Below are 14,362 nucleotides of genomic sequence, written 5' to 3'. Positions count from 1 at the left end.
CTGCACGCTAAGATGGCGCTCGAGGCACCCTCCTTCTCTATCGTCTATTCCTGGCCGTCACCCTCGTTCGAGCCGGCAGAAAAGCCAAACTGCGGAAAGTTAGCCATCGCGGCAATCCGTGGCCGATCTTTTCAAACCGGCGAGACGCCAAGGACGCCAAGAAGAGGTGATCCACAGATTACACAGATTCGCACGGATTCTTTCGGATTGCGGAGAACCGCGACTCGCAAAAAATGTCAAGCAACGACGTGACTTGCCTGATTGCGAAATCTGCGTAATCTGCGGATCAATCGCCTCGTCCTCTTGGCGTGCTTGGCGTCTTGGCGGTTGAAACCGTTGCGGCTAGCGGCCGGCGGCAAATTGCCGCTATACTTCTTGCACTGCCCAATTGCTCTTTCTTGACTGGTTCCCTATCGTTGCTGCCGTGTACGACAAACGCACTTTGATCGAGCTGGTCCGCGAGCGGGCGCTGAAATTCGGCGATTTCACTCTCGCCTCCGGAAAGAAGGCCAATTACTATCTCGATGGGAAGCAGGTGACGCTCGATTCGTTCGGAGCGAAGCTCGTGGCCGATGGGATTCTCGACCTGTTGGCAGACAATCTGCCGCTGCCGGACGCCGTCGGCGGCATGTCGATCGGAGCCGATCCGATCACGGCCGCGGTGATCACGATGGCCGGCGTCCGCGGTCAGCAAATGACTGGATTCCTGGTGCGGAAGGAAGCCAAAGGGCACGGGACGAACCGGTTCGTTGAAGGCCCTGTGCTGCCGGGGCAGCGCGTCGTGGTCGTCGAGGACGTCGTGACGACGGGCGGCTCGTCGCTCGAGGCGATCGCGCGGGTCGAAGAATTCGGCCTCGTTGTGGCCGGTGTGGTGGTCGTGATCGATCGGCTCGAAGGGGGCCGCGAGGCGTTTGCCGCTCGAGGGTACAAACTATCGAGCTTGCTGACGGTCCGCGATTTCGGTATTGAGCCTCCGCAGGGGTGAGCGCAGCTCGAACTTGCCCGCCGCGCCTCGCCCGTAGTATGCTTGGAGATGCCGTCCCGCCATCATGAAATGAGGCTGGAAATATGATCGCGCGGTCCTTGTTTCGCTGCGAACTGCCGTCGGTAGCTGCATCAATCTGTCTTGCGCTGGCCGGCGTCGCTCTGGCCGCCGGGCATGCCAAGACGGTCGCGGACCCGGCCGGCGGTCGAATTTCGATCTTGATTCGGCAGCTCGGGGATGAACAATACTCAGTCCGCCAGCAGGCCCAGGAGGAATTGGCCCGGCTCGGGGCCGAAGCGTTCGATCAACTGGTTGCCGCTGAGCAAAACGACGATGTCGAAATCGCGTCGCGGGCCGCTTATCTGGTCCGCTTGATCCGCATCGATTGGGTCCACGACAGCGACTCGCCGCAAGTCAAAGAGCTGTTGAAGGACTACGACGACCAGCCGGACGACGCCCGCTGGCAACGGATGCAGCAACTTGCGGAATCGCCGCGCGACGTGGGGCTCGAGCCGCTGTGCCGCCTGATCCGGTTCGAGCGTTCGCCCTTGCTCTCCAAGCAAGGAGCGATCCTGGTCCTCCGCCAGCCCGAGCCCGAGGCTGCGCACTGGCCGCGACGGGCGAGCATCATTACGAGCAGTCTCAAGGGGAGCGACAGGCCGGCGTCTAAATGGCTGCTGGCCTACGCGCAATTCCGGGCCGAGCCGGAAGCCGCGCTCGCTCAATGGGAACAGCTCGTAAATCATGAGCTGGCCGTTGTCGAACCCAATGCGCCGGATGATGAGACTAGAATCCAGACTTTCTTGCTGCGGCAGCAGGCCGAGATGCTGCTTAAGCAGAAGCACTTCGATCGAGCGCTGGACGTCATGCGGAAAATGATCGATCGCCAGAATGACGACGCCGAGGCGCTCATCGAGTTCGTCGAGTGGTTGATCAAGAATAAGGCCTGGAGCGTAGTGGATGACGTGGCCAGGCGGTTCGACCGCACATTCGCCGGCAATCCGAAGCTGCTTTACACGCTCGCTCAGGCCCGCAAGGCCGAGGGAAACGACGAACTCGCCGAGCAGTTCGCCCTGCGGGCGTTTCAACTCAGCGCCAACCTCAGCGCGAACGCCGACGATCTCAAGCCGCGCTTGGCGGTCGCGGGGTGGTTGGAGGCCAATGGGATGAGGCCGTGGTGCGAGCGCGAGTTCCGCCACGTCATTAGCCGCGGCAAACAGGATTCGGATGAAGTGATCGAGTCGCGATTGGTGCTCTCCGAAATCTTGCACGACCAGGAGCGCGAGCAAGAGGCCGCCGAGGTGTTGCAAGGATTGGTCGACGCAGTGGCCAAGAGCAGCGATTTGGACACGAAGCTGGCCTCGCAACTGCGCCACCCGCCGAAGTCAATCCGTTCGCGGATGTATTACTTCTACGCCTGCCAATTCGAGTCGAAGAAGGATCGCGCCCATCAAATCGAGCAACTCAGATTGGCGATTGCTTCCGATCCGAACGATGCCGACGTGCTCATTGCGATCTACCATTTGCCGGGCCAAGACGAGCAAGCCCGCAAGCAGAATCTCGACCTGATTCGCGCCGCCGCCGCGCAGTTTCGAGTCGAACTGAACGACGATCCCGACCAATACTCGGTCTACAACGAGTATGCGTGGCTCGTGGCCAATACGGAAGGAGACCTGGATCAGGCGCTCGAATACGCGCACAAGGCCGTCGAATTGAGGCCCGACGAGGGGGGGCTGCTCGACACGCTGGCCCATTGCTACGCCGCGAAGAAGGATTTCGAGAATGCGGTGACGTATCAGACGCGCGCGGCGGAACTCGATCCCTATTCTCTGCAAATTCGCCGCGCCCTGGACGACTATCGCAAATCGCTCGCCGCCTCGAAGCAGCGAAAGTAGGCCAATGCAAACCATCTCTCTCGGCGATGTCGACTTGGCAGTTGAAGATCGCGGCGTGGGGCCGGTGCTCTTGTTGGTCCACGGATTTCCGCTCGACCACTCGATGTGGCGGGCGCAGATCGACGAATTCTCGCAGCGCTATCGCGTGCTGGCTCCTGATTTGCGCGGCTTCGGCGCAAGCGGACCAGGCAGGGGTCTAGGCAGTGGTGAATGCAGCGGCGAAATCACCATGCGGCGCTACGCCGACGACTTGGCCGTGCTGCTCGATCGACTCGGAATTCGAGACAGTATCGTTTATTGCGGGCTATCGATGGGAGGCTATGTCGCCTGGCAGTTTTGGCAGAAATGTGCGGATCGGTTGGACGGGCTCGTCGTTTGCGATACGCGAGCGGTCGGCGATACTCCGCAAGCCAAGGCGGGCCGCGCCGAGTTGGCTGCACGCGTGCTGGCGGAAGGCGCCAAGGCCGCGGCCGATGCCATGTTGCCAAAGCTGTTCGGCCCGGAAAGCCAGCGCGATCATCCGCAGGCGATCGAGCAAACGCGGGCCGCGATCCTCGGCAATCCGCCCGCCGGAATCGCCGCCGCGCTCCATGGAATGGCCACGCGGCCCGACGCGACCGAAATGCTCGCCGGCATCGACGTGCCGACGCTGGTGGTCGTCGGCGAGCACGATTCGATCTCGCCCGTAGCGGAAATGCGCGGCATTGCCGAGCGAATCCCCGGCGCGGAATTGGCGGTGATCCGCAACGCCGGCCACATGAGCCCGCTGGAGGAGCCGCGCGCGTTTAATGATGCGCTGGGCCGGTTCCTGGAGAGAGTGTCGCAGCACGAATGACGATTGGCATAGGGTGCGTCAAGTCCGCGCTGACGCACCAGAACCCGCCGCAGTGCCGAATCTACATGTCGTCCGGCGCGTCTGCGCAAAGCCTTGACGCACCCTACGGCTACGCCTTCGTCATTCGTCCTTGGCTTGGCCTTCCCAATGCTCGGCGGCTAGATCTTCCGCATCGGCCCGCAGCTTTGGAACCTCGAAGCGCGATTGGCTCTTCACGATCGCGTAGTCGTCCGGGAAGGTGTGGAAGGCTTGGACCAGCAGGCTGCGGCTGCGGCTCTCGATGTTGATATAGCTGAGCGCTCCCATCGCCATCCGGCCGCTGGAATCAAAACGGTGCAGGATGCCGTGCTGCAGCGCGTCGATCGTCAACTCCTCCTGAAAAGTCCAGAAGACTTGCGGATCGACGGTCTCGAGTTGAAAGCTCATCTGATAACGAGCGCCCCCGCGGCAATCGATGCCGTCGCTCCGCTCCCCCTTGAGCCGACAGGAGAGCAGCCGCCGCTTCTGCGGCAATGGATGATGAGCGCTGGCGGCCACTTCGGTGAGCGTCAAGCCGCGATAGCGCCAACTGACAACGTGGCCCGCGCTGGTGATCGCGATCGACGCCGTGTAACCGCCGCGCTCGACTGTCCGCGATTTATGGACCTCGAATAATTCCGGATGCAACGGACGACCATAAACTTGAAACGCCAGCTCGGCAACTTTGGGTCGGACGGACAACACGGCGCGGGACCCTTTATAAAAACGGAACGTTCGATGACATCTCGGAACTGAATGATGCTACGGTGATTTTATTCCAAAACCGCGGAACCGACAAAGGGCGATTTTTTGGTGAACGCCGCGCCGGCGAGCGTTTGACATTTTGCATCTTGACACGGCGCGAGCGGCTGATCTGCGGCGAAGAGAAGCAGCACGAGTTTACCTGATAAACCGCACTCGTCGAGTTGCGGTTCGCCGCATTCGTCGACGCTAGCACTGCCGATGGACAAGGGGCGCGGGCTGCGCAAGAATGGATTCGCGCAGTCGGCGCCGCACTCACATGCCCACGCCGTCTGTTCGCGGCCGACGCTGCCAGCGTCGGCGCCGCACGCCGATCAAGTGTCAGCACGACCGTTTACGCGCCCCAAGGAGCGATTCACTCTATGGCCGACGATGTTTTTCGCGCACTTGCCCAATTCGGAGTAGTGCCGGTGGTGACCGTCGAACGACTCGATATGGCGTTGCCGCTGGCCGACGCGCTCATCGAGGGCGGGTTGCCGGTCGCCGAGATCACGTTTCGCACCTCCGCCGCCGCCGAGGTCATTGCCAGGTTGAGCAAGGAGCGGCCGGAACTGCTCGTCGGCGCCGGGACCGTGCTGACGATCGACAATTTGCGCGCGGCAAAAAAATGCGGGGCTCGATTCGGAGTGGCGCCGGGATTGAACCCGGAATTGGTCGCCGAAGCGGCGAGGATCGGCTTGCCGTTCATCCCCGGCGTGGCGACGCCGAGCGAAATCGAGCGTGGCTTGGCGCTCGGATGCCGCTGGCTCAAGCTATTTCCCGCGGCCCTCTTGGGCGGCCCGGCGCTCGTGAACGTGCTCGCCGGACCGTATGGCCACACGGACGTCCAATTCATGCCCTCCGGCGGCGTCACCGCCGGCAGCCTCGCCGCCTACCTGGCCTGCCCGATGGTCGCCGCGGTCGGTGGCACTTGGATCGCCAAGAAGGACTCGCTTGCCGCCGGCGACTGGAACGACATCCGGGATCGCTGCCGTGAAGCGCGGGAAATCGCTGACGGGCGACGCGGAATCACCTGATTCTTCGGCGTACCGGGTTCTGACCGGTAGTTTTTCAACAATTCTGCTTTTCGGCAGGCCTGACCCCCTTTGCCGTAAGCATCTGCTGGGTAAGCTGTTGACTAACGAATCACGGAAATGGAACGGCCAGGCAGTGCGCTGGCGCCGTCGGATCGGGCTATTTCAAGCACGGCTTAATCCGGGGAAACTGGGCGATTCGGGTAGATGACATCACTCGTAGCGCAACTATACTAAGTAGCTTGAATCATAGCCGCGACTGCCGACTCCGGGGAAGCATCTGATGGCCAAGGGCTTGACCATTTTGGGAATGGTGATCGCGGTATTGATCTTTTGCCTGTTCGGACTGGATCTGGCGATCGGCATCCCGTTCACGAAGGCCAACATGATGATGGACATCGGTGCGATCGTGTGCGCCGCGATCCTCGGATATCTTAGCTGGTCTACATTCAAAGAGCAGACGTAGCGACGTAGCGTGCTCCTCAAGCGCCGCGCGAGGGCTTTCGTCACGCAGAGCGTGACGAGTACACTTACGCCGCGCGAAGAATCGACTGAGCCGAGCGGCTCGTTCGGGCTGGAGCGAGCCGAGCGACGGTTGCGGCAATCGTGCCGACCTGCAAGGTCCCTTCGCGCTGGCGGCGTTCGATGTGGCGAAGCACCGTCTTGAGGGCGCTGAGCTTGCCATTGGATCGTGCGGCCAGCGCCGGCGCGTCGATCGCCAAGTGACCGGCGATTCCTGCCGCGATCCGGCGATCGATGGTGCGGCAAATGCGTCGTGCGGCGATGCATTCGGATAGCCAACCGCCGCCAGATAGCCGCACGTCGGCCGACAGTTGCCAAAGGCCGTAACGCAATGTCCCGATGCCGGGCGACGGAGCGCGGTGGCGCCGGCCGTTTGGCTCCGCAGAGCGATCGGCGCGGATGGCCGTGATCCCCTGGCGAACGAGCAACTCGAAATGCTCGCGCGGATTTTCCCCGCCGACAGCCAAGGTGGTGAGCGAAATCCCAGCTCGTTCGGCCCGTTGCTTTCGCCGTAGGAATTCGGTGGCAAATCGGCTCCGGCCATTGGCCTGCCCCGACCAATCCGCGCCGGCCAACAAAGCCACTTCGTGGCCGCAATTGGCCTCAATGGCCCAGCCGACCGCTTGTAAGTTGACCGGGTCGCTAGCCACCCAAGTCACTGCGTGCCCTTCGCCGCTTAATAGATCGACAAGCTGTCGCGCAGCCCAAGCAAGTGTTTCACCGGAGGGCGCGGCACAAAAACCAGGTTCAAGGTCAACCGAAATTGATAGCAACGCCATGTGCAAGTGTGAACTATAGGGAAACAAGTACGAATCGATCGCGCATAATTCAACTCGGCGATCAGGCAGAAGCGGCTGAATCAAAACGGCCGCCGGCCAATTAGCTCCCCAGGGTCTACCAACCGTTGGCAAAGCTTGCCGGCTACGGCGTTTTTGACGCTCGCCGCCTCGCCGTCACTTTTTCAATTGCCAACGCTCGTCGAAAAAGTCCGCGGCGGCGACTTTGCCAGGCGCTCGTGCATCCGGCGGAGTGCGCAGATCGATCACGGCCCAATCCGGCAGCTTGGGAATCTGCCGGGCATTGTTCAAGTAATCGTATTCGCGATACGTGAATCCGCTGTTGAGCACGACGTAGCGGCTCGGATTCAATGGGTTCGGGCAAATCAGGATCAGCGCGTGCTGATCGGCCGGGAACTTCTGCTCGCCAACGACGATCTGACCGTCTTCCCAGCGGATCGGCAGCTTATCCGCGATTCGCTTGAGCACGGCATTGCTCTCGGGCGTTCCCCAGAGCACAAGGTTCGCGCCGGCGATGTCAGCATCGTCGATGGCCGAATCGTCCTTCACCCGGGCCTCGCCGCGGAACTGCCGCCGCCACTCGTAAATCGCATGGTCCATTTCGCTCTTGACCCATTTCGCGACGGCTGGCTGCGATTCCTGCCCGGTGGGCCGCACGAAGATAAACGAATCCATGAAAGCATCGTCGATCGGCCCCTGCAAGCCGTGCCGCTTGCGCGGCTTGTCGCCGGGGACGGGGCCGAGCGCCCAATTCCCGCCGTCGTCCTTGTGCAACTGGCAAAACCACGAGCGATCGGAAAGCGGGCGCGGGCCTTCAATTTCCTGATTGTCGATGGTGAGCGTGACCGGCTCGGCGACGTCGAAGCCCAACTCTTCGCAGCCGCCGGCGGGAACGTCGAACGTTAGCCCGGCAATGTTTCGCGTTGTGATCGTCGCGCCGTCGATATCAATTCGCGCCCGCCCCCAGTGCTCATCGAGCGCGTCGATCGTGACCCAGGCGAGTTGGTTGTAGCGCAACGTGTAGGTCTCGAAATGGATGGTGGGCGGCGAGCGATCGCGCCCGCGCTCGACGATCGAGGCCATGAGCCGCTCGACTGTCTTTTTGGCCTCGGGATGATATTTATGGGCGGTGCCGGGGCCGATCACGTGCCGGAGAGTAATCCCCTCCTTGTCGAGCGCGGCGGCCATGATGTCGGCCGCCTGTTTCTGCTTGTCGATCTCGCCGCTGTAGGCCACGGTCGGACAGTTGTAAAGATTGACGGCCCAATCGGTGCAGTCGTAGAGGTGCAAAAGCTTCAGGTCGCTCTCGCTCGGATGGAAATCTTCGCTCTGGAAAACCTTAAGAAACGCGGGGGTCTCTGCGAAGCCCGCCCCCGGATTGGCCGCGACCCACCGCCCCGGATAATGCACGGCGAAATGCCAGCAAGCGGCGCCCCCCATCGAAAAGCCGCGCACGGCGATCCGGTCCTCGTCGACGCGATAGTGCTGCTTGACCGACTCAAGCGCTTCGAGCACGTCCACCTCGCCCGCGAATTTGAAGGCATTGCAGTACCGGCCGTAAGGATGAAGCACGATCGTGTCGGGCGGCGTGAACTCGCCGCGCGAATGGAGATGATCTTCGACGAACCTCACCTCGCCCCAATCCTCGTTCCGCCCGTGGAACCAAATGTCGAGCGGATGGCGCGGCATCGCATGGGCCGCGTACGACTCCGGCACGATCACGCCATAGGGTTGCACGGAGCCGTCGATCCGCGAGACATAGCCGCGCACGATGGACCCCGTCGCCGTGTCCCAGGGGGCGTTGCCCACCGACAACTGCTCTGCCCGCTCGCGCCCTTCCTTGAGCAGCTTCTTCGCGCGGCCGATGTCGTCCTTGCTGAAGAATTCTTGATACGTGAGCGCGTCGTGTACTGCTTTCTGAAAGACTTGCACGTCGGGGAGCAGCCGCTGAATGCGTGCGTCTTTGCGATCAGTCAATTGCTCGACCGAATCGCCCAGCGCGTTCAAGCCTTGTTCCAATTCGTCGCGATCGGCCTTGGGAACTTCGATCCCCGGCGGCGGGACCGGCCGCACCTTGCTCGGCACATTGTCCGCGGGGCCATCGGCGCGGCACCGCTGTTCGGCGGCGATGAGAATCGACAGGCTCATCAGAAGCGTTGTCAACGACCAGTACGTGGCGAATGGGCGGTTCATTGGAGGTCTCTTCCCAAGGTGTCGATTCAACGGGGCGATAGGGTCTGGCATCGAGCCATACTACAACAAGATTCGGGGCGAAGCGAGTCGCTTGGGGTCGCCGGCTTGCGTTTCGGTATAGATGCCGGATAATGCCTCGCAGTTCGCCGCTGGGCCGGATTGTGCCGACGCTGGCAGCGTCGGCCATGTGTCCATTCGCGTCGGATTCCAGATTAAGAGAACCACCTTCCCATGCCGCTCTTGGTTGTCGGATCGGTTGCCTTGGATAGCGTGGAAACGCCGAGCCAGCGGCGCGACGACGTGCTGGGAGGCTCAGCCGTTTTCTTCTCGTACGCGGCCAGCTTCTTCTGCGGAGTGCGGCTCGTTGGAGCGGTCGGCGAGGATTGGCCGAGCGAGCATACGCGGATGCTTGCCGGCCGCGGGATCGATGTCTCCGGGCTGCAGATCATCCCCGGCGGAAAGACGTTTCGCTGGCGCGGCAAATACGAGCCGAACATGAATGACCGCGAGACGCTCGAGGTCCATCTCAATGTGCTGGGCACGTTCGATCCGGTGCTGCCGGAGGAATTCCGCGAGAGCAAGTTCCTCTTCTTGGCCAACGGCGCCCCGACGCTCCAAATGAAAGTGCTCGACCAGGTCGCCGGTGCCGTTCTCACGGTCGCCGACACGATGGACCTCTGGATCAACATCCAGCGCGACCAGCTCAATCAACTCCTGCGCCGGATCGACGGGCTGGTGCTCAACGACAGCGAAGCGAAGCTCCTGACCGACGATGAAAACCTCGTCCGTGCTGGCCACAAGGTCCGCCGCATGGGACCGAAATTCGTGATCATCAAAAAGGGAGAACACGGGGCCATGTTCTTCGGCGAACATGAGACCTACGTCATGCCCGCGTTTCCAACCGCCGATGTGGTCGATCCGACCGGGGCGGGAGACAGCTTCGCCGGCGGGATGATGGGCTACCTGGCCGAACAGGACAACTTCGAGCCTCGCACGCTCAAGGAGGCGATGGCCTACGGCATCGTCGTGGCCAGCTTCGCCGTCGAGGATTTCAGCCTCGATCGCCTGCAACAGATCGACCGCCGCGACCTCGACCGCCGCCTGGCCGAATACAAGCGAATGATGGCGTTCTGACAGTCATTCACTTCGCCGCGATCTGCGGCGACGCTGCGATCGCGAAAAGATACATCTTGTTCGAGATGTACAACACGTTGTGGGCCACGATCGGCGTGCTGTACACTGCGCTGCCCATGCTGATGCCGCCGGGCGTGCCGTCGTCTTTCTTCGAGATCAGCTCCATCTTCGGCGAGAGCTTGAAGATGAAGACATCGCCGTCTTCGTTGCCGATGTAGACTTTGTCTTCCACGATCAAGGCCGAACTCCAGCACGCGGCCAACAGGTCGTAGCCCCAGTGGGGCTTGCCCGTCTTGGCGTCGAGGCAGTGCAGGACGCCGCTAAAATCGGGGATGAACAAAAGGTCGTTCTTTATCGTGGCCGTGCCGCAGGTGCGGTGCATGATCTCCTCGAAGTCGAGCTTGCCGTTGCCATTCAAGTCGTACTGGGCGTAGTGCCAGACGGCGGCGGAGTTCGGGTTCGGCCGAGCCACTTCGCCGTTTTCCTTCACTACGGCCTGATTGCGATGGTGCGGGATCGGGTGCTCGGGGTCCTTGATGTTGAAGGCCAGTTCGGGGCTGACGTCGCCGCGTTTGGTCGGGTCGATGCACCAAAAATGCCCGACTCCTTCGCCGTGCTCGGGGTCTTCGCCGACGCCGACGTAGACCAGCCCCTTATAAATCGTCGGCGTGCCGATGATATGGTTGCGGTCGGACTTGCTGCCGAGCACATACTTCGATTCCTTGGGATTGCAGTCGAACGTCCAGAGCAGTTTGGGATGGCCCTTCTCGTTTTCCTTCGTGCCGAGGAAGCTGTACACATAGCCGTCGCCGGCGCCGAAGATCACCTGCGGCACTCCGCCCAAAATGGCATACGAAGGGGACGACCACTGGCCGTGCAACACGTTCGCCCCCGGCGTGTTGTCGGTCCAATAAATCTTGCCGTCGTTTTTGTCGAGGCAGACGAAGCTCGGGGCGTGGGGCGCGGGAAGGTTGATGTGCCCTTCATCGACGCCGTTTCCGGTGTTGACGAAGAGCAGATCGCCGGAGTCGGTGACCGAGCAGGCGCACATGTTGTGCTGCGAGACGCCAAGCTGCTTCATCATGTCGAGCGTCCAGATCACTTTCGGCTCGTCGGTCGTTCCGTCCTTGCGGGCATCCGTGTCGAGGCACTTCACTTCGCCACGGCTGGTCACGTACCACAGCCGATGCCCCTCCACCAGCGGCGTCGAGCAGATGCCTTGTAGCGGCCAATCGTTCACGCGGCCAGTCGGCAGCTTTTCGCTCGAATCTTGCCACAGGAATTTGCCGTCGGCTTCGTTGAAACACAGCAGCACGCCCAAATCGACTGCCGACGGATAGCGCTTCAGGTAGCCGTTGCCGTTGTTGGTGCCGATGAACACCTTGCCGTTGGCGACGACCGGATTGCCGTAGCTCTGCGAGCCGAGCGGCGCGGCCCATTTGATATTCTTCGACGTCTCCTTTTTCCAGACGCCCGTGTTCGCATCGAAGTCGCCGACCGACCAGTCGGTGGGAATGTTCTTTCCCTCGGGCGTGTTGTTGCGGATGGGAGAGCCGGCCCATTGATTCCAATCGCCGGGCCGTATTTGCGACGACGCCGGATCGATCGGGAGCTTTTCATCGGAGGCGTTGCCCGCTGCGGAGGCGTCGGCAGCCAGCGCGGCGGAGCTGCGCGACATTCGCGCGACGCCGAACGTCGCCAGCAAAATGGCCATACTCGAAGTCAATGCATATTTCCAATGATGGCGGGTCATCTTTTCTCTCCCCTGGTTATTGATACTTATTTCGCGTCGGCGGTCTTGGTCGAATCGGCATTCGGATAAACCTGGATGTTGTCCAAATAATAGGCTCCCTTGTTGGTCGTATCGCCCGCCAGGCCGGGGCTGCCCATCAGGTTCGGCCGATCGTCCTCGACCTCGATGCTCCAGGCCTCCGGCTCCTTTTCGTCGCGCGGCCAAACCTTCCCCTTCAATACGGCCTTATCTCCCTCAGTGCTCGCGCGGAATTTCATCGTATACCAGACATCCGGCTTGCAAGCCAAGGGAACCGTCTTGGAAAACTGCGTGGCGACCTGGGGCGGCCAATAGCGGATTTGCAGTTCTTGATGCTCGCCCATGATGACCAACGTGTAACGCTGGGCGATCAGCCCCATGTCCGGCAAACCGCTCTCCGGATTTTCCGGGTGGTTGCTCGTCGCCCGCACGTCGGCTTGGATCGTGTAGTCGTGCAGATCGTAGGGACCCATCCAGCCTTGGCTGCGCGTTCCCTTGGGAATACTGTTGACCTTGACCATCACCTTGCGGCCGTCGAGGTCGCGGATCACGTGGCGATACCGCATGCCGACCCACGTGACCGGCGGCTGGCCCTCCAGCACTTTCGTCTTGGGATTCGCGACCAGCGGGACGTTCTGGAAATCGAATTTCCAGGGCAGCGGCGGCACGACGCGAATCCGCGCCTGGCCGGTTGCATCGCCGACCTTGGCCGTGACGATCGTAGCCGTGTGGGCGCCGTCGGCGGGGGCTTGATACAACCCGGCTTTGTCAATCTGGCCGGCACCGGCGAGGGCGAACTCGGCGTCCGCCTCCTTAAGGAACTGTCCGCGATCATTGAACAAGCGAACGCGGAATTGCTGCTTTTGGCCCGTCGTCAGCAGCACTTCGCCCGGCACGATTTGAACCTGGGCCGGCTGGTCGGCGGTAGCAACGGGTTTTTCGCTCGCTGCCAGCGGCGGAATCGGCGTGGCGGCGGGCTTCTGTTCGGCCGCCCCGATGCAGAACAGCTTGTCAGTCGTCGGAACGTAAATTCGCCCGTGCGAAACGATCGGCGATCCGAGCACCTCGCCGGCGAGGCTCGAATCGAAGCGGAATTGCTGCACCACGTCCAAGCCCTTCGCCGTCGGGCGGAACACGTGCCAGCCGGTGGTCGTGCAGAGGTAGATTTTACCGTCGGCATAGAGCGGGCTGCCGACGGTTTCGTCCCCCATCAACTTGACCTTCTTGATCTGCTTTCCGCTCGCGGCATCGAACACATAGAAATTGCTCGCATTGTCAGGCGCGTAGAGCCGGCCATCGACGAGCAGCGGCGAACTCTGCGTGCTCTTATTGATCATCTTGCCGGGCGCTTTCCAAATGCTATTCGTCTTGGTGAGGTCCTTGGGGCTCTCGCCCGCCACGCCTTCCCGCTTGGCGCTGAACGCCGACACCATCCCGGTGGTCCGGTTGTCGAGGTTTTCTTCGTTCTGGCACATGTAGATCGTGTCGCCATCGACCACGGGCGAGCAGCTCAGCCCGCGACGCGACATCTGATATTTCCACAGGGGCTTACCGGTGCGCGGCTCGAATCCCCAAACCGCGCCGTCGCTGGAACCCTCGATGAGCTGCAACTCGCCGTCGACCACCGCCACGGTCGGCGTGCTGAAGGTCGTATCTTCCGGGCGTTCGGTGGTTCCGGCGTTGAACCAGCGGATTTCGCCGGTGTTCTTGTCGAGCGCCATGAACCGATGGGCCGGCAGCGATTTGTCGCCCCAGCCGGTTTCCACCGCGCTGACGATCACCACGTCCTCGAACACGATCGGGAAATTCGTGCGCCCGCCGAAGACGCTGAGGAAGCCGAACTCCTCGTGCAGCGGGCGCGACCAGATCGACTTTCCCGTTTCGCCGTCGAGGCATTCCATCAGGCAGTTGCTGCGGTAGGCGTAGATTCGCCCGGTGGTCGGGTCACCGACGACGCTGGCCCAGCCGACCCGCTCGGCAGGTACGTCCGACAGGTACATATTGCGCAGACTCTGCCAGAGGACTTTGCCCGTCGCGGCGTCGAGACAGAGCACCTGCTCCTGTTCGTGCTTGTCGCCCGGCAGGTGGCGGCAGATCGTATAAAGCTTGCCATTCATCACGATTGGCGTGCAACGCCCCGCCGCTTCTTCGCTGACCCATAGGACATTGTTGTCCTTGACTTTCGGATCGGGATCCCAATGGTCGATCAACCCCGTCTCTCGCGAGATTCGATTCTGCTCAGGGCCGCGCCAGTTCGGCCAATCGAGCGGATCGATGGTTTTGGAGGCCGGTTGATCGCCACTTGGCCTCGCGGAGGCCGACGGATTCACCGAGGCGTCATTCGATGCAAGGGCTGAATCGGCGGGCTTCAGATCGCCGGGCTTGCTTTCGGAATCGGTCGCGCTTGAAGTGGAAGTCGCCGACGAGGCGCTAGACG

Annotated in this window: 11 protein-coding genes; 6 read left to right on the top strand and 5 right to left on the bottom strand. The window is 61.8% G+C overall.

The features are described from left to right. The first annotated feature begins 424 nt into the window (after nt 1–424). The 3 genes from pyrE to VGY55_24980 all read left to right on the top strand — a co-directional run bounded on the left by pyrE (nt 425) and on the right by VGY55_24980 (nt 3,715). Nucleotides 425–985 carry an orotate phosphoribosyltransferase gene (gene pyrE / locus VGY55_24990; GenBank protein ID HEV2973247.1) on the top strand — a complete coding sequence of 187 codons (561 nt, stop codon included), beginning with the start codon at nt 425–427 and terminating at the stop codon, nt 983–985. 98 nt (nt 986–1,083) lie between these two features. Further along, nucleotides 1,084–2,880 (top strand): hypothetical protein, encoded by a 1,797-nt coding sequence (locus VGY55_24985; GenBank protein ID HEV2973246.1) that lies wholly within the window; start codon nt 1,084–1,086, stop codon nt 2,878–2,880. Between the two features lie 4 nt (nt 2,881–2,884). Continuing rightward, complete coding sequence (locus VGY55_24980) at nt 2,885–3,715, top strand: alpha/beta fold hydrolase (GenBank protein HEV2973245.1); 831 nt, start codon at nt 2,885–2,887, stop codon at nt 3,713–3,715. 120 nt (nt 3,716–3,835) lie between these two features. Here VGY55_24980 and VGY55_24975 read toward each other — a convergent pair whose 3' ends face one another. Further along, on the bottom strand, nt 3,836–4,438 hold the full coding sequence (locus tag VGY55_24975) for a DUF2617 family protein (protein ID HEV2973244.1): 603 nt from the start codon (nt 4,436–4,438) through the stop codon (nt 3,836–3,838). A gap of 419 nt (nt 4,439–4,857) precedes the next feature. Between VGY55_24975 and eda the strand changes: the two genes are divergently transcribed. Continuing rightward, on the top strand, nt 4,858–5,511 hold the full coding sequence (gene eda / locus VGY55_24970) for a bifunctional 4-hydroxy-2-oxoglutarate aldolase/2-dehydro-3-deoxy-phosphogluconate aldolase (GenBank protein ID HEV2973243.1): 654 nt from the start codon (nt 4,858–4,860) through the stop codon (nt 5,509–5,511). Between the two features lie 280 nt (nt 5,512–5,791). Further along, nucleotides 5,792–5,974, top strand: a complete 183-nt coding sequence (locus VGY55_24965) for a hypothetical protein (GenBank protein ID HEV2973242.1) — start codon at nt 5,792–5,794, stop codon at nt 5,972–5,974. Between the two features lie 64 nt (nt 5,975–6,038). Here VGY55_24965 and VGY55_24960 read toward each other — a convergent pair whose 3' ends face one another. Together VGY55_24960 and VGY55_24955 are read right to left on the bottom strand one after the other, a co-directional pair. Continuing rightward, entirely contained in the window at nt 6,039–6,689 is a 651-nt protein-coding gene (locus tag VGY55_24960) for a hypothetical protein (protein HEV2973241.1), read from the bottom strand. A gap of 294 nt (nt 6,690–6,983) precedes the next feature. Continuing rightward, a complete protein-coding gene (locus VGY55_24955) occupies nt 6,984–9,020 on the bottom strand; it encodes a prolyl oligopeptidase family serine peptidase (protein ID HEV2973240.1) in 2,037 nt (678 codons plus the stop codon). 231 nt (nt 9,021–9,251) lie between these two features. On the opposite strand from VGY55_24955, the gene VGY55_24950 reads away from it, so the two are divergent. Next, entirely contained in the window at nt 9,252–10,154 is a 903-nt protein-coding gene (locus VGY55_24950; GenBank protein HEV2973239.1) for a PfkB family carbohydrate kinase, read from the top strand. Nucleotides 10,155–10,161: 7 nt separating this feature from the next. Here the strand turns inward: VGY55_24950 and VGY55_24945 are convergent, their stop codons facing one another. Together VGY55_24945 and VGY55_24940 are read right to left on the bottom strand one after the other, a co-directional pair. Next, a complete protein-coding gene (locus tag VGY55_24945) occupies nt 10,162–11,907 on the bottom strand; it encodes a PQQ-binding-like beta-propeller repeat protein (protein HEV2973238.1) in 1,746 nt (581 codons plus the stop codon). Nucleotides 11,908–11,933: 26 nt separating this feature from the next. After that, the coding region (locus VGY55_24940; protein HEV2973237.1) for a PQQ-binding-like beta-propeller repeat protein at nt 11,934–14,362 on the bottom strand (2,429 nt) is incomplete at its 5' end.

It is taken from the genome of Pirellulales bacterium (genome assembly GCA_035939775.1).
Taxonomy (GTDB): domain Bacteria; phylum Planctomycetota; class Planctomycetia; order Pirellulales; family DATAWG01; genus DASZFO01.
This window is presented reverse-complemented; position numbering and strand designations above follow the sequence as displayed.